Genomic DNA, 21,613 nt, shown 5'->3' on the forward strand with positions numbered 1-21,613 from the left:
ATGCAGGCAAGGAAAAACACCTTGATCGACATTGGCGGGGCGCCGTTGCCGTCTGTAACGCCGGTGGAGGTGCAGCGGTCGTCGTGGTTCCCGAAGGTGTACGTGTCTCCCGACACGCCACCGGTGGAGGGTGTCGTTCCCAATCCGGTCGCCGACGGCGTGCTCATCGAGTGGGCCGCCGTGGACCAGGAGGGCGTGATCTACATCATCGAGCGCGGACCAGCGCAAGACGGGCCGTGGACGGAGATTCACAGGACCACCGAGACCCGATACCTCTACAGCGATGGCAGCGGGCAGCTGTGGTGGTTCAAAATCACCGCGAGCGTCCGGGGCAAAGCCGGCGAGGGCAGCGTCGTGGGGGCGCAGCCAGGCAAAGTGCCGAACTACGCGGAGATGGAGGCGCTGAACCAGGCCATCACGCAGGAGATCATCGACCGCCTGGCGGGGGATCTGGACGCTGTGAACCTGGCCGTGGGCGCCGCGCGGCAGTACACCGATGAGCAGGTGTCGGCACTGAATGGGATGCTCGAGGACGTCATCGGCGCTGGCGAGTGGGTGGCCGACCGCGAGTATCCCGCAGGGGCCTTCTCGCGTCTGGGAGGGGTGCTTTACCAAGCGGTGGTGATGAGCACGGGCGTGGTCCCGGGCACCGATCCGGCCTCATGGCGGGAGATCGGCGAGTACGCCTCGGTGGGTGATGCGCTGGCTGCGACGATTAGCATTGCCCGTCAGAACGCCAGCGACCTTGCTGCAGAGGTTGACCGCGTGGACGCAGTCGTGGCGCGCCTGCCGGCGGGAAGCGGACCTCTGGCCACGTCGGCACAGGTAGCCAGCGAGATCCAAGCGCGAGCGGATGACGTTGCCGCGTTGGGGCAGCGTATCGACACCACCAACGCGGCACTCGGCGACAAGGCGAGCACGGCTCAGGTCTCGGCCGTAGATACCGCCAGCGCCAGCCGTGATAACGTCCTGGGCCAGCGCATCGACCAGACCAATGCCGCGGTAGCGGGGAAGGCGTCAGTGGACACGGTGGCGCAAGTTAGATCGCGCGTTGACCAGATTGATGGCCGGCTGGATGCGCAGGGCAGTGCAATAACCCAAGTGACGGCCAAGCTGGGCGGCAGTCCGAACATGCTCAAGGATTCATCCTATGCGAGGGGGTTCACCTACTGGACCGCCCCGTTCGGGAGCGCCATCTACTACGAGCCGAAGTACGGAAACTACCTTGCGGTCAACGCGGTCCAAGGAGGCACCGCGAGCGAGCAGCGGGTTGACACCACTGCGGGCATCTATGTGCTCAGTGCCGAGGTTTACCGAAACTCCGAAGCCGGCAATGTGCGGGTGGAGATCGGAGCATTCAGCGCGCAGGGCTTCATTGGCAGCACTACCGCGGTTTCGGATCGGAGCAAGGTGGGCCAGTGGCAGCAGATCTTCGTGGCGATCAACGCTCCGGCTGGCACGATCTATCTAAATTGCCGAATCATCTTCGAGGGCACCAACACCATCAACAGTGTCCGGCGCATGAAGCTGGAGCTGGGGCTCACACCGACACTCTGGACCGATGATACTGCCGTGCAGCTGGCCGCCAGCGCCACGCAGATCCTTGAAACCCGGGCAACGCAGTTGGAGAACGGCCAGACACGCCTGGAGGCCAAGGCCGGCGTGCTGCTGGACGTCAACAACCGGGTGATCGGTTGGCGTGCGAACAATGACGGCGCGCAGGGCATCTTCGATATCGTCGCTGATCGCCTCAATGTCACCGATCCCAACGGCACTGGCAGCACTACCTTCGAGGCCGGCCGCTGGGTCACCCGGTCTGGGGGTTACATGCAGGTCCACGGCAAGCCGTTTGGCACCACCGGTGACCTGATGATGTACATCGGCGTGGGCTCGGATCCGAACGCCGCCAGCAAGGCACACGGCATCTTCTGGATCGACAACAAGGGCAACGCATACTTCGGCGGCAGCCTATCGGCCGGCATTTTGCGCAACGCCGTGCAGACCGGAACAACGCAGACCGTAGGCACCGAACTGGTAAACGGCCCGTTCCGCACCAACGGCGGCAACCGGACGGTAACGCTGAGTTTCTCCCGCACACACCGTCGGCAGAAATCAGCCAGCGGCAGTTCCGGGTTCATCGCCGGCAGCGGGGCCAATACTGCCCAGGTGCAACTGTTCCGCCAGATCGGGACGGGCGGCTGGGTCCTTTGGCAGGTGCTCAACGTCACGGGCAGCGTCGACCTCATCAATGAGTTCGACGGTCCTGACACTGCTGTATCGGGCTGGGGCGCGGCGCTGACTGTAAACGACAGCAGCACGGCTCTTGAGACAGTCAGCTATCGGGCACTCATCGTCGCATTTGGCGAGCAGAGCGTCACCCACCAGTCCGGGTCCTTCGACTCGCAGACGATTACCCAGAACCTCTCGATCATTTCCGTGGAGCAGTGAGTATGAGCCTCGTCCTTTCCGAGAGCGGCAATAACGCCGTGGAGATGTTCGCCACCCGCATCGATGTGCAGTGGGATTTCCGGACCAACACCGGCCCGGTGCTCTTCCAGTTCGAGCGAGTGGACTGGGATCGGGAGACCGGACTGGTCAACACGCGCGGGTATGAGCGGACGATCCGGCACGACATAGCGGGGCTGATCGGTGGCGAATACGCCATCACCGATCCGTTCACTGGTGAAAAGCTCGTGGAACCAGGCTGGAAGCTGATGGCGATGATCAAGGCGGCGACCGAGCGAGTGTGGGATGCGGAGACGGCGCCAGTTGAGGAGCGAACCAGTGGTGGGGGCGAGTCCGTCGCCGTCACGTTGTAGCGGGAAGAGTGGGCGATAGCCGTATCGTCGTGTTGGGCTAGCTCACGGGCTCCAGCAGCTGTTCGGTGTTGTTTCGGGGTGTATTTACGGCGCGGCTGACCCGATACGCCTCCATCGCCGGCGGCTCGCTGGCGAGCAGCATCGCCATAGCTTCATCGGGCGAAGCGGCAATCCATTCCCCGGCCTGCGCGGGGTCCAGCCACACCGGCATGCGGTCGTGGATATCGGCCGACACGCCGCTGCTGTCGCCGGTGATCACGGTGAAGGTGCCCAGGTTGTCCGGGTCGAGTAGGGGGCTGGTGTCTTCCCAGAGGCCGGCCGCCCAGAGCGGCGAGGCGGCGTGAATGAACCACGGGTCTTTCCCTTTGTCGTCCGGGTTGACCGACCATTCGTAGTACCCGGCCATGGGGATCAGGCACCGGTGCTTCTTGAAGGCCGAGCGGAACGCCGGCTTCGTGGCCACGGTCTCGATGCGGGCGTTGATGGTCGACCCCTGCAGCTTCTTCGCCTTCGCCCAGAAGGGCAGCAGGCCCCAGGCCAGCCACTCCAGCTGCAGGCCATCGCCCCTATCCAGCACCACGGCCGCGCGCTGAGTCGGCGCCAGGTTGTAGCTGGCTGGCATGGACAGCAGGTCGCCCACCAGCTGGGGAAAGCCCAGGCTGGCGGCGTCTCGTATCGGGGTCTGGACGAATCGGCCGCACATGGCAGAAGCGTAGTCCGCCCACTCGTAGCCGGGGCGTGAGGTAGACGAATCGGGCAAATTGGCAATTTCGTCAAACCGCCAAAGCAGCGCTTAACAATTGCTCAGCCGAACGGTTCAGCGGCTCCCTGGCCTCGGTCGCAACCGCTGAGACGCCCGGGCGTATCCTGCTCGGCATGCGCCCGCCCTGCGACCAAACCGGATTCATGACCGCCCCCCGGCCACAAGGCTGGGTGCAGTTCGGCGAGTCTTGGTGCCTGTGGTGGAACGGCCGGCAGATCGCCAGCGTCCAGCCAGGTGCCGATGGCATCACGGTGATCCTCTCCTGCCGGAAGCTGTGGCAGGACAAGCGGGTCAGCGCGGCGAGTGTGAGCCAAGGGAAGCGCTACGCCGAGCGGTGGTGTGCGGCCCGGATTTTGGCGGGGGTGCCGCTGCGACAGGCCGTGCAGCAGCTGACGGCCAAGCCGGAAGAACGCGCGCAGCCGAAGTGCTCGGCCGCCCAGTTGCAGCAGGAACGACGGCTGCGTGAAGCGCTGAAGCTGGGCTCATGGCCGGCCGCGCCAGAGCTCAAGGCCTATGGCGCACCGCCTCGGTGATCTGCTCCCTGATGATCCCTAGGCCCTGATGGAGGGCCGCTTGATACATCGGCTCTGGCACGTCCCCGGCAAGCGGGGTGGGGGAGACCGCCTGGTCGGTGATGCGGTCCAGGGTGTGAAGGATGACGTTAGGTGATGGATGGGTGGCGATCAGCAACCGCAATCCATATTCCAGCGCCTTAACGTGACCCATGAGCGCATGGATCTGGCTCTCCACCTGTTCTAGCCGTTCGTCGGCGGACGTTCCTGTCTCGTGGTCCATGGCAAGCTCCTTGGGGTGTTTTGCAGCAGGCTACCAGCAGAAGCTCTGCAGGCCGAGTCCGCGTGCCGCATTCGGCCAGTCGTGACCGCTGGACAGGGCAGGGGCGCCCCGCGATAGTTCAGCTTCGCCAGGCCGACCACCCTATGAGCATCCTCAACGTCCTTCTGACCCCTGAAAAGCTCCTGGTGGCCGTGGATACGTTGGCCGAGGCCGTCATGACGGGTAAGCCGTCCTCGGCGGCCAAGGTGTTGCTGATCCCCCAGCACAACCTAGTGATGGCCACCCGTGGGTCGGCCCAGTTCTTCCTTCGGCTGTACGAGCTCAGCCTGCAGGCCAGCTTCCGGGCTGACTTCACCATGGAACAGCTCATGGCCGAGCTGGGGCTGGTGATCGAGCAGCTGTGGCCTAACTACGTGGCGGCCGCTGACCCGGCCGGCATCCCCAGGGATCAGCTTCACACCGAGATCGTTCTGGGTGGATGGTCGCCAAAGAACGGCCGGATGTTGGCCACTGCCTATGCCAAGAGCGCCAATGGGGAGCCGGTGGTGGTCCAGCCGCTGGAGGGAGGACTGGCCTCGCCCGGCGATCCGCTGCGCGGTAGGCCGGCCAGCTTTGAGATGGCGGCTATTTTGGAAGCGGGGCGCCTCCAAGCGGAATACCTCAATCAAGCCTCGGGTCGCCAAGTCGCTGGCGGTCAGCTTCTCGTGGTATTGCTACAGCAAGATCATGTCCACCTACAGGACTTGGGAAAGCTGTAGTGCTTATCCAGCGGCAAACCGCTATGTGGCGCGCGGCGCGGATACTGGAAGGAGTGCCGCTGCGACAAACGGTTCAGCAACTGACGGCTAAGCCGGAAGACCCAGCGCAGTCGAGGCGCTCAACAATAGAACTGCAACAGGACTCAAGTTGAATCAATGAGTGGAGTTTGTTGCCAGGAGACTACTAAGAGATGCGTTCTGGACCTTGCCTGGTAGAAATGGCTCGGAGGTCACAATCGGGAGAACGCCGGTGTGGCCAGAGGCATGCAAGCGCCTACAGAATTTCGCAAGAGAGTTCGCGTCGCACGTTAGCAGGCCGTTTACTCCTAGCTTTTCTGCATGTGCTATTAGCATCACATCCACCTTCATTGCTACTCGGTCGTCGCCTGACTCCCGTTTGAGTTGACTGTCCATCTGCCCCGCAAGCGCCGCCTCTGGGGTCTCGAAGCCCTCAATAATGAAGGTGTTCTGATCGATGGTGCCAAAGTCCTGTTTGCAGCAAAATTCGGCTATCGTCAGGCTCGATATATATAGCGGAACGCCGTCGCGTATGGCCTGTTCGACATAGCTCACCGCCATCAAATTGTGTGGATCCAGAGGTTGTACAAAAGCAATGAGGGCAGAGGTATCCACCAGCAATCCGTTGCGATTCGTCATCCTTCTCTATGCCTCCTGACCCAGTCCACTGCATCTATTCCTTCCCAGCTCTCTGCACCCGCAGCCGACATCTTTCTCATCGAATCCGAGTCAATGGCAGGAGAGTAGTTCTCAAAACGAATCAGCTTCAGGCCGCGTAGCTCACCTGTAACTATGTTCTCTTCCGCCACAAAAGACACCAGGGCCCGCTTATAGAGGCGATTGGTTTTTTCGTTTGCCAGTGTTTTATGGTCCGCCGCGAGCGTTAGACGGCCCCGGCTAGTTATCAGGTGAATGTTGGGCTTTCTCACCCCTCCCATGTCCTGCACTTCACCAACAATCTTCCGTTTCACGGGAACCCACAGATCGTGGTCGCTCGCAAAATAGAAGGTGTCTTTTGTTACTCGAAGTAGTCTTTCGCTATCGCAGATGAAGTACTGGCGTTCAGGTGCTGCGCTAGCCTTTTTCTGCCATTTGATAACTATCTCCGCGCGCTTGGGATCCAAGCTCGACACGTCCCTGGTCGCCTCCAGAACGGCCATGTCGCGATAGAGCGCGTCCGATTGCTGATGGAGCGGCTCAAGAACAAGAGACCCCGTCTCGACTTTAACGATCAGGTTCTCGTGCGTGGCAGTGTCCTCCGACCCTCGAAGGAACTGCTCGACCTCCCGCGCAAAATCCTTGAGCAGGGACAACGGAACGTGATCGAGCGAGATTTTTTCTCCCTCTATCACATCCTCGACTGAAATGCGTAACGGCTTCCTGTCCATAGCGGGATCATATCCAAGTGTGGACAAAATCGTAAGGTAGCTGATTCAGCATCAGCGCCCTCTGTACGTCATCAAAGGCCCGCTATGGAGCGGGGTGGTTGCTTCTGCCAACCGCATACTGAATCATTCATTTTATGCTGCATTGTATTCATCGCTCGCGTATTTACCGGCCTGCATGTTGGTACGCCACTGACCCCAAACTGACCCCAGTCGCTTGCTAAGTCATTGATTGTCATAGATCGCAAGTGATCGCGGGTGATCGGCTTAGTCATTGTTTTTGTTGATCTTCCCCGACCTTGACATGGTAGGGGTCACAGGTTCGAACCCTGTACCGCCCACCACTTCAGTCCCGGAGACTGTCGTGGCACAACAGAAAAGCCAGCCCTCGGGTTGGCTTTTTTGCTATGTGCATTTCCTGACAACGCCCTGCATGCTGCACTGATACCCCGCACTGCGCCCACGGTCGACACTCAGGGTTTCCTGGGTGCTGCACATGCGGCGAGTGCTACACACCGGCGGCATGGGGGCACACGCGTCTCTTCCCATTTTCGGCAAGGCGTGTGTGGTCGCTTTGCTGGCAGGCATCTGCGCGATCGTCTTCTCGCCCCGGCTGCTGCCGCTGGGGTGGGGCGTCGCCGCCGCAGTTGCCGGCATCCTGCTCTGGATCCTGCCCTCCCGCCTCCGCCTGCTCGGTGCTGCTCTTTCCGGTCTCGGCTGGGCCGCCATGCACGCTCACGCCGGGCTGGCGCAGCAGCTGCCCCCCGGTGGGCCGCCGGTGGACCATGCGCTGCACGGCCGCGTGATCAGTCTCCCCGACCACGGTCCCGGGGGCACCCGCTTCCGGTTCCGGGTCGATGATGATCCGGCGATGCCAAGCGAACTCCGCGGCCGGGACCTCGCCCTGGGCTGGTATGACGGATTCCGTGGTGCAGCCGATGATCGCCGGCGCACGCTCCGAGCCGGCGAACGCTGGTCGGTCACGGTCCGTGTCCGGCCGCCACGCGGGCGGGTAAACCCGGGCGGGTTCGACGCCGAGGGTTTTGCGTTGCGGCAACGGGTGGCTGGCAGCGGGTACGTGCGGGAACCTGCCCAGGCGCATCCGCTGGGTGAGCCAACCGGATTGCCCGCGTGGCGCGAGCGGATGGCCAGTGCGATCGCCAGGGCGGTCCAGGGCGATGGCCGTCGTTTCGTCCAGGCGCTGGCACTGGGCGATACCCGCGGCCTGAGCCAGGCCGACTGGGATGACCTGCGCGCGCTGGGGGTGACCCACCTGGTGGCGATCTCCGGCTTCCATGTCGGCGTGGTGGCTGGTGTCGCTGCACTGTTGGCAGGCGGGCTCTGGCGGTGCCTGCCGATGCTCGGCCTGTACGTACCACGCCCGATGGGCGCTGCGGCGGCGGCCGTCGCAGGCGCGGCGCTGTACGCCGCAGCGGCCGGTTTCGCGCTGCCCACGGTGCGTACCGTGCTGATGATCGCGGTGGTGGCAGCGGCGCGCTGCAGCCGGCGGCGGGCAACCGTGGCGCAGTCGCTCTCCCTGGCGGCGCTGGCGATGCTGCTGGTCGATCCGCTCGCCGTCCTTGCGCCCGGCTTCTGGCTGAGCTTTGCCGGTGTTCTGTGGCTGATCTGGTGCCTGCCCGGGCGCGAGGAGAGCTGGCTTCGGGGGTTCCTGGGCGCGCAGGGCGTGGCGACCGTGGCGCTGCTGCCGTTGACCGTGGCGCTGTTCGGGCAGGCCTCGCGTGCGGGGCCGCTGGTGAATCTGGTGGCGATTCCCTGGTGGACGATGGTGGTGGTGTCGCTGGCCCTGCTGGGCACCGCGCTGGAGGCGCTGATCGACGGGGCGGGGCGCTGGCCGTGGCAGCTGGCGGCGTGGTGCTTCGAGGCGAGCTGGTGGCTGTTCGGGTATGCCGCGCGCAGCGAGCTGTCGCTGTGGTGGCTGCCGCAATCCAACCGCTGGGCGCTGATCTCGGCCGTGTTCGGCGTGTTCTGGCTGCTGCTGCCGCGTGGCAGTGGTGGCCGGGTCCCCGCACTGCTGCTGTGCCTGCCGTTGCTGTGGCCGGCGCGGCACGGGCCGGCCGAGGGCGAGGTGGAACTGCTGGTGATGGACGTGGGGCAGGGCCTGGCCGTAGCAGTGCGCACGCGTCGGCACACGCTGCTGTACGACACCGGGCCGGGGGCCGAGGACGGCTTCGATGCCGGTGAGCGGATCGTGGTGCCGACCCTGCGTGCGCTGGGGCAGGGGCGGCTGGATCGGATCATGATCAGCCACGACCATCGCGACCACACCGGTGGCCTGCGCGGGGTGCGTCGCAGCTTTCCCGGCGCGACGCTGCAGGCGCCGCCCGGCGCCCTGCGCGGCCGCGCATCGGCCTGCCATGCCGGGCAATCCTGGCAGAGGGATGGCGTGACGTTCCGGGTGCTGCATCCCCCGCGTGACGAACCGCAGCCGACCAACGACAGCAGCTGCGTGCTGCGGCTGGAAACCAACCAAGGGGCCATCCTGCTGGCCGGGGACATCGAGAAGCGCAGCGAGGCCCTGCTGGTCCAGCACGCAGGCACGCTGCTGGCGGCCCAGGCAGTAGTGGTTCCGCACCATGGCAGTGCCAGTTCGTCCACGCCGGCCTGGGTGGCGGCCGTCGCGCCGCGGCTGGCGATCGTCTCGACCGGTCACCGCAACCGGTTTGGCCATCCGCGTGCCGAGGTGGTGGAGCGCTGGCAGGCCGTGGGCGCCGAGGTGCTCAACACCTCCGAGAGCGGCGCGGTGCGGGTCTGGCTCGGGCGTGACGGCCTGCAGGTGCGTGAACAACGGGTTTTCGAGCGGCGTTGGTGGGATGCCGCGGAGCGGAGCCGGTCGGCTGCTATCCTATCGGCGATCAAACAGGCGGCCGCTGGGCCGGAGGATTGAAACGTGTGGGAACTGGTCAAGGCCGGTGGCTGGCCGATGCTGCCGCTGCTGCTGTTGGGCGTACTGGCTTTGGCAATCGTCCTGGAGCGTTTCTGGACCCTGCGGCGCAATGAAGTCCTGCCCCCCGGGCTGGGCCAGGAAGTGCGCAACTGGGCCGCGCGCGGCAAGCTCGACCCGAGTCATATCCAGTCGCTGCGCGGCAACTCGCCGCTGGGCGCGCTGCTGGCGACCGCGCTGGAAGCGCGCAACCGCCCGCGCGACCAGATCCGCGAACGCATCGAAGATGCCGGCCGGCATCTGGTTCACCGCATGGAGCGGTTCCTGAATGCCCTTGGCACGATCGCCTCGGCCGGTCCGCTGCTGGGCCTGCTCGGCACGGTGGTCGGCATGATCCAGATGTTCATGGGCATCCTCGACCACGGCGTGGGCGATGTGAACCAGCTGGCCGGCGGTATCGGCAAGGCGCTGGTCTGCACCGCCACGGGCATGATCGTGGCGATTCCGGCGCTGATGTTCCATCGCTATTTCAAAGGCCGCATCGCCGGCTACGTGATCGAGATGGAGCAGGAGGCGTCGGCGCTGCTGGATGCGCTTGATGGTCGCCCGGGCGTGATGAACAACGGGCCGCGTACCGCCGCTGGTTCGGCCGGCGCCGCACCGGTCACGGTCAAGGGCTGACGGATGCGCATCCGCAATGACCGGATCCAGGACGAGCCGCATATCGATCTGGTTCCCCTGATCGATGTGATCCTTGTCCTGATCATCTTCTTCGTGGTCACCACCACCTTCGATGCGCGCTCGACGTTGCAGCTGCAGTTGCCGACCGCCAGCCAGCAGGACACCACCGAGCCGCCGCGCTCGCTGAGCGTGCTGGTCAATGCCGAGGGGCGTTACTTCATCAACGACCAGGAAGTGCTGCGCACCGACGTCGAGTCGGTCAAGCAGACGATTGCCGCCGTCGCCGGCAGCGATCGGGAACAGACCGTGCTGTTGCGCGCCGACGCGCGCACGCCTTACCAGGCTGTCGTCACGGCCCAGGATGCTCTGGGCCAGCTGGGCTTCCGCCGCATCGCCATCGCTACCGCGCCGGAGGTGCGTCCATGAGCAAGAAACATTCCCCCGTCTGGCCGATCTACAAGCGCCTGCTCGGGTATACCGGTGCCTATTGGGTGTTCATGGTCGCCGCCGTGGTCGCGATGGTGGTCGAGGCCCTGGCCGGTTACAGCTTCACCAAGCTGATGGAGCCGCTGGTCAACCGGGGGTTCGTCAACCCGGAGCCGCGGATGGCGGTGATCCTGCCGCTGACCATCCTCGGGTTGTTCATGATGCGCAGCCTGGCCACCCTGGTCAGCGATTACGCGCTGGCCCGCACCGGGCGCAGCGTGGTGCGCGACCTGCGTGAGCAGGTGCTGGAAAAGTACCTGCATCTGCCGTCTTCGCATTTCGATGCTGAAGCCACGCCGGTGATGGTCAGCCGCCTGAACTTCGACACCGAGCAGGTCACCCAGGCCAGCGCCGATGCGCTCAAGACCCTGGTGGCCGATACGCTCACCATCATCGCCATGCTGGTGGTGATGCTGCAGATGAGCGTCAAGGTCACGATGGCGATGCTGGTGGTGGTGCCACTCATCGGTGTGATCGTCTCGATCGTGGGCAAGCGCTACCGCCGGATCAGCCGTGGCATCCAGGACGGCATGGGCGGCATGGCGCAGACCGCCGAGCAGTCCCTGGCCGCGCAGCAGGAAGTGAAGGTGCATGGCACCCAGGCGCACGAGATCTCGCGCTATTCCCGTCTGGCCAACCGCATGCTCGGCCTGAACATGAAGGTCGAAACCACGCGCGCGCTGGCCTCCAGCACGGTGCAGTTCCTGGCGGCCCTGGCGCTGGCGGTGATCGTGTGGGTGTCGACCCGCGAGGCACTGGCCGGCAAGCTCAACGCGGGCCAGTTCATGGGCCTGATGACCTCGATGATGGCGATCATTCCGTCGCTGCGTCGCCTGACCAGCGTGCAGACCTCGATCTCGCGAGGTGTGGCCGCGGCCGAGCGCCTGTTCGGGATTCTCGATATGCCCGTCGAGCGCGACGAAGGCATCCAGAGGATCGGCCGCGCACGGGGCGAGCTCGCCTTCGAGCACGTGATGCTGCGCTATCGCGAGGATACCGGCATCGCGCTGGACGACATCAGTTTCGTGGCCAAGCCGGGCACGGTGACGGCAATTGTCGGCCGTTCCGGCAGCGGCAAGACCAGCCTGATCCGGTTGGTGCCGCGCTTCTACGAACCCAGCGGTGGCCGCATCACGCTGGATGGGGTGGCGCTGGACGATTACCCGCTGGCGGACCTGCGTCGCCAGGTAGCCATGGTTGGGCAGAAGGTCATGCTGTTCGATGACACCGTGGGCGCCAACATCGCCTACGGCATGGATGCGACCGAAGCGCAGATCCGCGCTGCGGCCGAAGCGGCCAATGCGTGGGAGTTCATCGCGCGCATGCCGCAGCAGCTGCAGACGCCGGTCGGCGAGAACGGTGCGCTGCTCTCGGGCGGCCAGCGTCAGCGCCTGGCGATCGCCCGCGCGATCCTGCGCGATGCGCCGATCCTGATCCTGGATGAAGCCACCGCCGCGCTCGATAACGAGTCCGAGCGTCTGGTGCAGGATGCGTTGCAGCGGCTGATGCCCGAGCGCACCACGCTGGTGATCGCGCACCGTCTGTCCACCATCGAACATGCCGATCAGGTATTGGTGATGGACCATGGCCGCATCGTCGAGCGTGGCACGCACAACGAACTGCTGGCGCTGGGTGGCTTGTACGAGCACCTGCACAAGATGCAGTTCCGCGAAAGGCAGCCTTGATGGCAGGCAAAGGCACCCACACGCCGTCGTACTGGTATGACGGCAGCGCCATTCCGTTCCTAGCACGCCTGGCGTCACCGTTGTACGGTGCGGCGATCGCGCTGCGCAGGATGGCGTATCGCCGTCGCTGGCTGAAACGGCATTCGCTGCCGGTGCCGGTGGTGGTGGTCGGCAATGTCACCGCCGGTGGCACTGGGAAGACCCCGCTGACGATCGCGCTGGTCAACCGCCTGCGCGAAGCGGGCTGGAAGCCGGGGGTCGCCAGCCGTGGCTATGGTCGCGACGATGCGGGCACCCCGCGCTGGGTGCTGGCCAGTACCGATACCGCCGTCGGCGGCGACGAGCCGGTGCTGATCGCCTGGAAAACCGGTGTGCCGGTGCGGGTGGATGCGGATCGTGTCGGGGCCGGCAAGGCGCTGGTCGAGGCGGGCTGCGACATCATCGTCTGCGATGACGGCCTGCAGCATTACCGGCTGGCGCGCGACATCGAAATTGAAGTGGTCGACGCCCAGCGTCGCTACGGCAACGGCCGGCTGATTCCCGCCGGGCCGCTGCGCGAGCCAGCCAGCCGTGCGCGCGACTGCGATTTCCGCGTGGTCAACATGGGCCAGGCCAGCGAGGGCACCGAAGCGCAGACCGCCTGCGGCTTCGGCGAATGGCCGATGCAGCTGCGCATCGACAGCGCACAGCCGCTGCAGGGCGGCCGCGCGCGGCGCCTCTCGCATTTCCAGGGCCAGCGCGTGCATGCGGTGGCCGGTATCGCCAATCCGCAGCGCTTCTTTGACATGCTGCGCGCGCATCGCATCGGCGTGGTGCCGCATGCCTTCGCTGATCACCATGCCTACCAGCCGTCCGATCTGCGCTTCGGCAGCGAACTGCCGGTGCTGATGACCGAGAAGGACGCGGTCAAGTGCAAGGCCTTCGCGACCGAATGGCACTTCGCCGTGCCGCTGTCGGCCGAGTTGCCGGCGGCGTTCTGGATCAGCCTGCTGGACCGCGTCGAGAAACTCGGCAAGCGTTGACGGGCCCGGTGCCGGTTGCGGCACACTGACGCCCGGACTGCATTCCTTTCGTACAGGTCATCCCCCATGAGCGCTTCCGTCGAGTTCGTCGTCGCCATTCCCGCCCGTTATGCCGCTTCGCGGCTGCCGGGCAAGCCGCTGCGCCTGCTCGGCGGCGAGCCGCTGGTGCTGCGCGTGGCGCAACGCGCGCTGCTCGCCGGCGCGCGCGAGGTGTGGGTCGCCACCGACGATCAGCGCATCGCCGAGGCCCTGCAGGGCCTGGCCGAAGTGCGCGTGGCGATGACCTCCACCGAGCACGCCTCCGGCACCGATCGGCTGGCCGAGTGCGCCGCACAGGCGGGCTGGTCCGATGACACCCTGGTGGTGAACCTGCAGGGCGATGAGCCGTTCGCCCCGGCCGAAGGAATCCGCGCGGTGGCCGAAGCCCTGGTCTACAGCGATGCGGAGATGTCCACGCTGGCCACGCCGGTGGAAGACGCGGACACCCTGTTCGACCCGAACGTGGTCAAGGTCGTGCGCAAGCAGAACCTGGATGCGCTGTACTTCAGCCGCGCGCCGATTCCGTGGCACCGCGATGCCTTCGCGCGCTCGCGCGATACGCTGCCCGGCCCGCACTGGCTGCGCCATATCGGCATCTACGGTTACCGCGCCGGCTTCCTGCGCCAGTTCGCCGCGTTGCCGGCCGGCACCTTGGAGCAGCTGGAATCGCTGGAGCAGCTGCGTGTGCTCGAAGCGGGGCACCGCATCAGCGTGGCGCTGACCCCGGCCGAGTTCCCGCCCGGCATCGACACCCCGGACGATCTGGCGCGTGCCGAGGCCAGGTGGGCAGCACACCCGTGACCGTGGCACGACGGTTGCATGACGCCGAGTCCGGCATAATCGGGGCATGAACGTCCAGCCCGTCCAGGATCTTCCCGAATTCGCCACCTGGCTCAACGCCAAACCGACCACCCTGGCCGAGTTGCAGGGTCGGCCGGTCGTGCTGGCCTTCGTCAACGCCGCCTCGGTATGGTGCGCGCAGCGGCTGGCCGAGCTGGCCCAGTGGCAGTCGCGCCACCCGGGCAAGCTGCAGCTGCTGGTGCTGCAGGTGCCACGTTTTGATGGCGAGCGCGATCCCGATCAGTCCCTCAAGCTGCTGCGCCGTCAGGGGCTGAACGCACCGGCACTGTTGGACGCGGAATGGGATGGCTGGCGACGCTTCGGCGTGACCGCATGGCCGACCCTGGTCCTGCTCGATGCCCAAGGGCGCGAGCGCGAGCGTCTGGTCGGTCTTGGCGGGGAACTGGAACGCTCCCTTGCTGCGCTGTGCGAAGGCAGCTCGCGGCCGTCCGATGAGGACCTGCACGGCGCCCGTGAGCTGAGCCCCGAGCCGCGCCTGCCGCTGCGCTTCCCGACCGGGTTGGCGGTGACCACCGAGCGCCTGTACATCGCCGACACCGGCCATCACCGCGTGCTCGAGTGCAGCCATGGTGGCCGCGTGCTGCGCCAGTTCGGCATGGGCACCGCCGATTTCATGGATGGGGACCAGGCCCAGGCGGCCTTCCACCATCCCCAGGGCCTGGCGCTGGAGCGCGAATGGCTGTACGTGGCCGACACCGGCAACCATGCCCTGCGCCGCATCCATCTGCTCTCCGGCCAGGTCGACACGCTATGCGGCACCGGCCGCCCCGGCGAACTGATCGAAGGGCCGGTGGCCGATCCGCGCCACACCGCACTCAACCACCCGCAGGGCCTGGCCGTCGCCGACAACCAGATCCACATCGCCATGGCCGGCGACAACCGTATCTGGAGCTATCACCTTGGCCAGCGCAGCCTGCAGTGGCGCGCCGGCAGTGGGGCGATCGACGAGCGCGACGGCAGTGGCCACGTGGCCGCGTTCGCGCAGCCGTGCTCGGTCGCGGCGGTCCAGCAGGTGCTGTACGTCTGCGATGCGCTGGGCTCCTCGATCCGCGCCATGCAGTTGCGTGGTGACCTGGTGCAGACGCTGGTCGGGCAGGGGCTGTGGACGTTCGGCGAACAGGACGGCCCGCGCACCTCGGCACTGCTGCAGTACCCGCAGGCAATTGCCCTGAGTCCGGATGCGCCGCTGCTGTGGATCGCCGATGCCGGCAACGGCCGCCTGCGCACGCTGCGCCTGGGCGGTGGTGAGCTGAGTACGCTGGGGTTGCCGCGCCGCCTGCACGGCCCGGCTGGCCTGGCGCTGGGCGGTGGCGCGGTCTGGATTGCCGAGACCGATGCCCACGCCGTGCTGCGCTTCGACCCCGTCAGTGGTGTCCTGAGCGACGTGCCGATCAACGAATGACTGTTTCTTCCGCCCCCGCCTTCGATGGCAAGGCATTTGCGGCCCACCTGAGCACCGCCCCCGGCGTGTACCGCATGTACGCTGCCGATGACACGCTGCTGTACGTCGGCAAGGCGCGTGCGCTGCGCAACCGCGTGGGCAGCTATTTCAACGGCACGCCCAAGACCACGCGGATCATGTCGATGCTGTCGCAGGTCGCGCGCATGGACGTGACCGTGACCCGCTCGGAGGCCGAGGCGCTGCTGCTGGAAAACCAGCTGATCAAGTCGCTCTCGCCGCGCTACAACGTCTCCCTGCGCGACGACAAGACCTATCCGCACGTGCTGCTGACCCGTGAGCAATGGCCGCGGATCGCACTGCACCGTGGCCCGCGCGCGGTGCCGGGGCGTTACTTCGGCCCGTACCCCGGCGTCACTGCCGTGCGCGAAACGCTCAACCTGATGCACAAGCTGTTCAAGCTGCGCAGCTGCGAAGACAGCGTGTTCCGCAACCGCTCGCGGCCCTGCCTTCAGTACCAGATCGGCCGCTGCAGCGCGCCCTGCGTGGAGCTGGTGGCACCGGAGGATTACGCCGAGTCGGTACGCCGCGCTTCGATGTTCCTGGAAGGCAAGAGCGACCAGCTCGCGCGCGAGCTCGGCACCCAGATGCAGACCGCCAGCGAAGCACTGGAATTCGAGCAGGCCGCGCGCCTGCGCGATCTGATCGCCTCGCTGCGCAGCATGCAGACCCGCCAATACGTGGATGGCCGCGCGGCGGATCTGGACGTGCTCGCCTGCGCCACCCAGGGCGCCAGCGCCTGCGTGCTGCTGCTGGCGTTCCGTGATGGCCGCAACATGGGCACGCGGCCGTTCTTCCCGCGCACCAATGGCGAGGAGAGTGCCGATGAAGTGCTGGGCGCGTTCGTCTCGCAGTATTACGCCGAGCACGCCCCTCCGCGCGAGATCCTGCTCGACCGCGAAATCCCGGATGCCAGCCTGATCGAATCGGCCTTGAGTGCCTCGGCCGAACACAAGGTGCAGCTGCGCTGGAACGTGCGCGGTGAGCGCGCCGGCTACGTGGAACTGGCCGCACGCAACGCGCAGATCACCCTGGTCACCGAGCTGGGCAGCCGCACCGCGCAGCACGCGCGCAGCGAAGACCTGCGGCAGATGCTCGGCCTGACCGAGCAGGTCAAGCGCGTGGAGTGTTTCGATATCAGCCACACCATGGGCGAAGCCACCGTGGCCTCGTGCGTGGTGTTCGATGCGGCCGGACCGGTGCGCAGCCAGTACCGCCGTTTCAATATCAGCGGCATCGAGCCCGGCGATGACTATGCGGCCATGCACCAGGCGATCGAGCGGCGCTTCCGCCGCGCGGTGGAAGAGGACGGCGTATTGCCGGATCTGCTGCTGATCGACGGCGGCGCCGGCCAGCTGGCCCAGGCGCAGTCCGCGCTGGCCGATCTGGGCGTGGAAGGGGTGATGCTGGTCGGCGTGGCCAAGGGTGTGGAGCGCAGGGCAGGGCATGAAGCCATGGTCATGCCGGACGGCCGCGAACTGCGCCCGGGTGCGGCGTCACCGGCGCTGCAGTTCATCCAGCAGGTGCGTGACGAAGCCCACCGCTTCGCCATCACCGGCCACCGCGGCCGCCGCCAGAAGGCCCGGATGACCAGCAAACTCGAAGATATTCCTGGCATCGGCCCGCGCCGGCGCGCCAGCCTGCTCAAACATTTTGGCGGCCTGGTCGGCCTGAAAGCCGCCGGCGAAGCGGAAATCGCGAAAGTGGACGGCATCAATGACGCCCTCGCTGCGCGTATCTACGCTAACCTTCATGGACTGCCCACGCCCGACGCGGCGGGCGAGTAGAGAGACGCAATGAAGTTGACCCTCCCCACCTGGCTGACCCTGCTGCGGATCGTGATGATCCCCGTTCTGGTGCTGGTGTTCTATCTCCCCTACAAGTGGACCAATTTCGCCTCGGCGGCGATCTTCGGCCTGGCTGCGCTCACCGACTGGCTCGACGGCTGGATCGCCCGCCGCTACGACCTGCAGTCCGCGTTCGGCGCCTTCCTCGACCCGGTCGCGGACAAGCTGATGGTGGCCGTGGCGCTGTTCCTGATCGTGCAGGGCCACCCCACCGCGTGGATGGCGGTCTGGGCGGCAGTGATCGTCGGCCGTGAAATCGCCGTCTCGGCACTGCGCGAATGGATGGCGGAAATCGGCCAGCGGGCCAAGGTGCGTGTGGCCGTGATCGGCAAGGTGAAAACCACCGCGCAGATGGTCGCGCTGCTGTGCCTGCTGTACTCGGTCGCACCGCACACCCCGATGCAGGACATCTGGATGGGCACCGAGGTCTTCCACATCGGCGACTGGACCCTGGCGATCGCCTCGATCCTGACGCTGTGGTCCGGCCTGCAGTACCTGCACGCGGCGTGGCCAAGCCTGCGCGAAGACGAGCGCCTCGCGCGTGAGAACACCAAAGCAAAAAAGAGTGCGTGAGGGCTGTTGACAGGGATGCATTTGGCTGTAGAATTTCGCCTCCCAAGCGGGAATAGCTCAGTTGGTAGAGCGCAACCTTGCCAAGGTTGAGGTCGCGAGTTCGAGTCTCGTTTCCCGCTCCAGATACCGCATCCCATCGTGATCCGTCCCGATGCGATGCAACGAAAAAAGCGACCTTCCGGGTCGCTTTTTCCGTTTGTGTGCCGTGCCTCGGGCATGCATCTGCATCATGGGTTCACTCCGTCAGCACCGCAGCGCGGTCGGCCATGGCGGGCCGGGCGACTACTCAGGCTGAGGCCGCTCGGGTGTCTCGCAGGAGTCGTCTACCCAGAGTCGTTGATGTGCGATGCGAACGCAGCGGGGATAAGGGCCATCCATGTCGAGCGCCTGAAATCGAGCCACCCACGGATGTGCCATTGGTTCCACGGCTTCCTGTGGCCAGTCGCCCAGGTCTGCGATCACTGCAATGGAACGTAAGCAGCTGTCGAGCAGCAGTCGGTCGAGCAAGGCCAGTCGGTTCGCGCGGAGTTCGATCAGCAGCACCTGGTCTTCCCGCCCCGAACCGCAGTAGGCCATCGGACGGGCGGAATTGGATGACGTGCGTACGAACAGCGTTACGCCCGGACCGCCCTCCAGCATGAAGGCGCTGCGGTTGATCGGAAACACGGTATCGGCCTGCATCAGCACCCGTCGCAGGTCGGCATCCACGGAAATGGCCCGACGTCTCCCCGACATCCGCTGCGCGTGTACGTGCTTGTCGCTGGCCGAGATGCTCAGGTGGTGGCCATCGGGCAGCGGGAATACGAGCGTCACGGGGGCGGCTATCGCCGATGCGCTCAATAACAGTCCCGTACAGGTGGCGGCCATGCGCGCAGGGCAACATTGAATGTAATGGAGTGCAGACAGCATCAGCCTGGTGCTGCTGCCAGAGGTGTGTGCCATGGGTGTCGGAGTCTTCAGGTGTGGGGTCCGCTGCATTGCATGCATCAGACGGCGTTGCACTCCCTTTGACAATACAACTTGTGGGAAACGTGCAACCAAACGCCGAACCTGCCGTGGCGGCTCGCCGGTGAGCTGCGCCCCAGTGGAGGGGCCTGCAGTTGCACCCGTCCTTCGCCCAGGACAGGGTGAAGGGGGTATTCGACGGGCGCCGGCTGCGCGAGGGCGTTGCGCTGCACTGGACGTGCAAGTCCGGGGGCGCTTCGGCGCGTCAACGTCTGGCAAGCCGGACATGGGGACTTTGTGCGGGAGCAGAACGGGGGAAGATGTCGGAGGCCGCCGTGACCGCCCGGTGGGAAACCACACCACGTTGCGGCGAAAAGGATGTTGACGACGTGAAGGAATTCCGACAGAATAGCGCTCCTTCGACGCAGGTCGAGGGGCCGACAGCCTCCAGCGCCTCAGGGTGCGGTGCGGTCGGGGCAAGCGAAAGTCTGCGGGAATAGCTCAGTTGGTAGAGCGCAACCTTGCCAAGGTTGAGGTCGCGAGTTCGAGTCTCGTTTCCCGCTCCAGATTTCGACAGGGCCCCCTTGGGGCCTTGTTTTTCTCCGCGGTGGCACGCGGGCATCCAGTCCGGAAGCATCGGCCGGGATGTGAAAAAAAGTGTGAAAAAGCTGGTGTGTTTCGAGTGGTTTCGGTAACATACACGCTTGATTTTGCGGGAATAGCTCAGTTGGTAGAGCGCAACCTTGCCAAGGTTGAGGTCGCGAGTTCGAGTCTCGTTTCCCGCTCCAAATCCTGACCAGGCCCCGTTCTCGGGGTCTTGTTTTATCGGGGCACGCAACACGCCTTCGATGATCGTAGGGTCACCGGCCTGGTGGCAGAGTGGTCATGCAGCGGACTGCAAATCCGCGTACGCCGGTTCAATTCCGACCCAGGCCTCCAAATGGAAAGTAGCCCAGAGCCCGCGAAAGCGGGCTTTGTGCGTTGTGGGCCTCCATTCAGTTTCGGAGGCCAGAGCCGACAGGGCCTACACAACACGCTTCGTATGCTGCGGCCGTCCACTTTGGCAGCCTTATGCAGACACAAAAAGCACGCGTAGCGACGGGTATCGAAGGCCTCGACAGCATCCTCGGCGGGGGCTTCCCGCAGGGGCGGCTGTACCTGCTGGAAGGACCGCCAGGCTCCGGCAAGACCACGCTGTCCCTGCAGTTTCTGCTGCATGGGCTGAGCAAGGGCGAGCGCTGTCTCTACATCACGCTCTCCGAGACGGCTGACGAGCTGCGCGAAGTTGCCAATGCTCACGGCTGGTCCTTGGATGGCCTGGACCTGTTTGAGCTGGCCTCGGCCGAGGAAGCGCTGGGCGACGGACGGATGCAGTCCGTGCTGCACTCCTGGGAGGTGGAGCTGGACGAGACGGTGAAGCTGATCCTGGGCGAGGTGGAACGCATCAAGCCGCATCGGGTGGTGTTCGATTCGCTGTCCGAACTGCGGCTGCTGTCGCAGGATCCGCTTCGGTACCGTCGCCAGATTCTGTCGCTCAAGCAGTTCTTCGCCCCGAAGAGTGCAACGGTCGTACTGGTGGACGATATGACCGCCACCGGTGAAGAGCGCGATGGCCAGTTGCACAGCCTCTGCCACGGCGTGGTGTCACTGGAACGCCTGACGCTGGATTTCGGTCCCGCGCGCCGCCGCATGCATGTGCAGAAACTGCGTGGGGTGAACTTCACCGCCGGCTATCACGACATGACCATCCGCGAAGGCGGCCTGGAGGTCTTCCCGCGGTTGATTGCCTCGGACCACCATGCCAAGTTCGTCGGTGCGCCCATCAGCAGCGGGGTGGCCGAGATCGACAGCCTGCTCGGCGGTGGGCCCCTGCGGGGCACCAGCACCCTGCTCACCGGCCCCGCCGGCAGTGGCAAGACCAACGTGGCGCTTCAGTATGTCTGGGCCGCCTGCGAGCGCGGTGAGCACTGCTGCATCTTCGAGTTCGATGAGCGCATCGGTACCCTGCTGGCCCGCGCAGAGTCGCTGGACATCGATCTGAGCAAACACATGGCGTCGGGTCTGCTGGAAATCCAGCAGGTCGATCCGGCCGAAATTTCGCCAGGTGAGTTCGCCTGGAACATGCGGCGTGCGGTCGAGGAGCGTCAGTGCCGGCTGCTGGTGATCGACAGCCTCAACGGCTACGTCACGGCGATGCCGCAGGAGAAGCAGCTCATGCTCCAGCTGCACGAGATGCTGTCCTATCTCAACCAGAAGGGCGTGGCGACCATCCTGATCAATCCGCAACACGGGTTGGTCGGCACCATGTCGACCGGCAACCTCAACGTTTCCTACATCGCCGATTCGGTCGTGCTGTTCCGCTTCTTCGAATCGCAGGGGCGCATCCGCAAGGCGATCTCGGTCATCAAGAATCGCGGCGGTGCGCACGAGAACACGATCCGCGAGCTGAAGATCGACGGCAAGGGCATTTCGCTCAGTGCGCCACTCAATGAGTTCAAGGGAATCCTGACCGGCACGCCAGAGTTCGTCGGCAACACGGCGCACCTGCTGGGCCACACCAGTGCGCAGTGACTCG

19 protein-coding genes and 4 tRNA genes are annotated in these 21,613 nt (G+C 65.4%); 18 read left to right on the forward strand and 5 right to left on the reverse strand.

The annotated features are described in order from the left end of the window. The first annotated feature begins 21 nt into the window (after positions 1-21). Entirely contained in the window at positions 22-2,448 is a 2,427-nt protein-coding gene (locus tag AC06E9_RS11790; protein WP_478056111.1) for a hypothetical protein, read from the forward strand. A gap of 2 nt (positions 2,449-2,450) precedes the next feature. Further along, positions 2,451-2,819 carry a hypothetical protein gene (locus tag AC06E9_RS11795; protein ID WP_478056112.1) on the forward strand — a complete coding sequence of 123 codons (369 nt, stop codon included), beginning with the start codon at positions 2,451-2,453 and terminating at the stop codon, positions 2,817-2,819. Positions 2,820-2,856: 37 nt separating this feature from the next. Here the strand turns inward: AC06E9_RS11795 and AC06E9_RS11800 are convergent, their stop codons facing one another. Continuing rightward, positions 2,857-3,522 carry an SOS response-associated peptidase gene (locus tag AC06E9_RS11800; protein ID WP_478056113.1) on the reverse strand — a complete coding sequence of 222 codons (666 nt, stop codon included), beginning with the start codon at positions 3,520-3,522 and terminating at the stop codon, positions 2,857-2,859. 203 nt (positions 3,523-3,725) lie between these two features. On the opposite strand from AC06E9_RS11800, the gene AC06E9_RS11805 reads away from it, so the two are divergent. Then, positions 3,726-4,115 carry a hypothetical protein gene (locus AC06E9_RS11805; protein ID WP_478056114.1) on the forward strand — a complete coding sequence of 130 codons (390 nt, stop codon included), beginning with the start codon at positions 3,726-3,728 and terminating at the stop codon, positions 4,113-4,115. On the opposite strand, the gene AC06E9_RS11810 is transcribed toward AC06E9_RS11805, so the two are convergent. Beyond that, positions 4,087-4,377: a hypothetical protein gene (locus AC06E9_RS11810; RefSeq protein ID WP_478056115.1), complete on the reverse strand. Its 291-nt coding sequence runs from the start codon at positions 4,375-4,377 to the stop codon at positions 4,087-4,089. The genes AC06E9_RS11805 and AC06E9_RS11810 overlap by 29 nt on opposite strands. 143 nt (positions 4,378-4,520) lie before the next feature. Here AC06E9_RS11810 and AC06E9_RS11815 point away from each other — a divergent pair, with 143 nt between their 5' ends. After that, positions 4,521-5,135, forward strand: coding sequence for a hypothetical protein (locus tag AC06E9_RS11815; RefSeq protein WP_478056116.1), 615 nt, complete (start codon positions 4,521-4,523; stop codon positions 5,133-5,135). Positions 5,136-5,288: 153 nt separating this feature from the next. Here AC06E9_RS11815 and AC06E9_RS11820 read toward each other — a convergent pair whose 3' ends face one another. Further along, positions 5,289-5,792, reverse strand: a complete 504-nt coding sequence (locus AC06E9_RS11820; RefSeq protein WP_478056117.1) for a type II toxin-antitoxin system VapC family toxin — start codon at positions 5,790-5,792, stop codon at positions 5,289-5,291. Next, positions 5,789-6,541, reverse strand: a complete 753-nt coding sequence (locus AC06E9_RS11825; RefSeq protein WP_478056118.1) for a hypothetical protein — start codon at positions 6,539-6,541, stop codon at positions 5,789-5,791. The genes AC06E9_RS11820 and AC06E9_RS11825 overlap by 4 nt, the downstream gene beginning before the upstream one ends. Positions 6,542-7,103: 562 nt before the next feature. Here AC06E9_RS11825 and AC06E9_RS11830 point away from each other — a divergent pair. The 10 genes from AC06E9_RS11830 to AC06E9_RS11875 all read left to right on the forward strand — a co-directional run bounded on the left by AC06E9_RS11830 (position 7,104) and on the right by AC06E9_RS11875 (position 18,215). Then, positions 7,104-9,443 carry a DNA internalization-related competence protein ComEC/Rec2 gene (locus AC06E9_RS11830; RefSeq protein WP_478056119.1) on the forward strand — a complete coding sequence of 780 codons (2,340 nt, stop codon included), beginning with the start codon at positions 7,104-7,106 and terminating at the stop codon, positions 9,441-9,443. Positions 9,444-9,446: 3 nt separating this feature from the next. Continuing rightward, positions 9,447-10,121 (forward strand): MotA/TolQ/ExbB proton channel family protein, encoded by a 675-nt coding sequence (locus AC06E9_RS11835; RefSeq protein ID WP_478056120.1) that lies wholly within the window; start codon positions 9,447-9,449, stop codon positions 10,119-10,121. A gap of 3 nt (positions 10,122-10,124) precedes the next feature. Further along, entirely contained in the window at positions 10,125-10,547 is a 423-nt protein-coding gene (locus AC06E9_RS11840; RefSeq protein ID WP_019183376.1) for an ExbD/TolR family protein, read from the forward strand. Beyond that, entirely contained in the window at positions 10,544-12,292 is a 1,749-nt protein-coding gene (gene msbA / locus AC06E9_RS11845) for a lipid A export permease/ATP-binding protein MsbA (RefSeq protein WP_152151472.1), read from the forward strand. Before AC06E9_RS11840 ends, msbA begins: the two co-directional genes overlap by 4 nt. Then, a complete protein-coding gene (gene lpxK, locus AC06E9_RS11850) occupies positions 12,292-13,314 on the forward strand; it encodes a tetraacyldisaccharide 4'-kinase (RefSeq protein WP_478056121.1) in 1,023 nt (340 codons plus the stop codon). Before msbA ends, lpxK begins: the two co-directional genes overlap by 1 nt. 66 nt (positions 13,315-13,380) lie before the next feature. Then, positions 13,381-14,154: a 3-deoxy-manno-octulosonate cytidylyltransferase gene (gene kdsB, locus AC06E9_RS11855; protein WP_152151476.1), complete on the forward strand. Its 774-nt coding sequence runs from the start codon at positions 13,381-13,383 to the stop codon at positions 14,152-14,154. 46 nt (positions 14,155-14,200) lie between these two features. Beyond that, on the forward strand, positions 14,201-15,616 hold the full coding sequence (locus tag AC06E9_RS11860) for a redoxin domain-containing protein (protein WP_152151478.1): 1,416 nt from the start codon (positions 14,201-14,203) through the stop codon (positions 15,614-15,616). Beyond that, on the forward strand, positions 15,613-17,460 hold the full coding sequence (gene uvrC / locus AC06E9_RS11865; RefSeq protein ID WP_478056122.1) for an excinuclease ABC subunit UvrC: 1,848 nt from the start codon (positions 15,613-15,615) through the stop codon (positions 17,458-17,460). The genes AC06E9_RS11860 and uvrC overlap by 4 nt, the downstream gene beginning before the upstream one ends. 9 nt (positions 17,461-17,469) lie before the next feature. Next, positions 17,470-18,093, forward strand: coding sequence for a CDP-diacylglycerol--glycerol-3-phosphate 3-phosphatidyltransferase (pgsA, locus tag AC06E9_RS11870; RefSeq protein ID WP_121041698.1), 624 nt, complete (start codon positions 17,470-17,472; stop codon positions 18,091-18,093). A 46-nt stretch (positions 18,094-18,139) separates the two neighbouring features. Continuing rightward, positions 18,140-18,215, forward strand: a tRNA-Gly gene (locus AC06E9_RS11875). Between the two features lie 160 nt (positions 18,216-18,375). Here AC06E9_RS11875 and AC06E9_RS11880 read toward each other — a convergent pair. Continuing rightward, positions 18,376-19,035 carry a hypothetical protein gene (locus AC06E9_RS11880; protein WP_121041700.1) on the reverse strand — a complete coding sequence of 220 codons (660 nt, stop codon included), beginning with the start codon at positions 19,033-19,035 and terminating at the stop codon, positions 18,376-18,378. 493 nt (positions 19,036-19,528) lie between these two features. Between AC06E9_RS11880 and AC06E9_RS11885 the strand changes: the two genes are divergently transcribed. The 4 genes from AC06E9_RS11885 to AC06E9_RS11900 all read left to right on the forward strand — a co-directional run bounded on the left by AC06E9_RS11885 (position 19,529) and on the right by AC06E9_RS11900 (position 21,609). Then, positions 19,529-19,604, forward strand: a tRNA-Gly gene (locus AC06E9_RS11885). A gap of 146 nt (positions 19,605-19,750) precedes the next feature. Then, positions 19,751-19,826 (forward strand) — tRNA-Gly (locus AC06E9_RS11890). Positions 19,827-19,903: 77 nt separating this feature from the next. After that, positions 19,904-19,977 (forward strand) — tRNA-Cys (locus tag AC06E9_RS11895). A gap of 42 nt (positions 19,978-20,019) precedes the next feature. Further along, positions 20,020-21,609 carry a DUF7125 family protein gene (locus AC06E9_RS11900; protein ID WP_478056123.1) on the forward strand — a complete coding sequence of 530 codons (1,590 nt, stop codon included), beginning with the start codon at positions 20,020-20,022 and terminating at the stop codon, positions 21,607-21,609. Positions 21,610-21,613 lie beyond the last annotated feature (4 nt).

The organism is Stenotrophomonas sp. Steno-Z10-BAI (genome assembly GCF_056393115.1).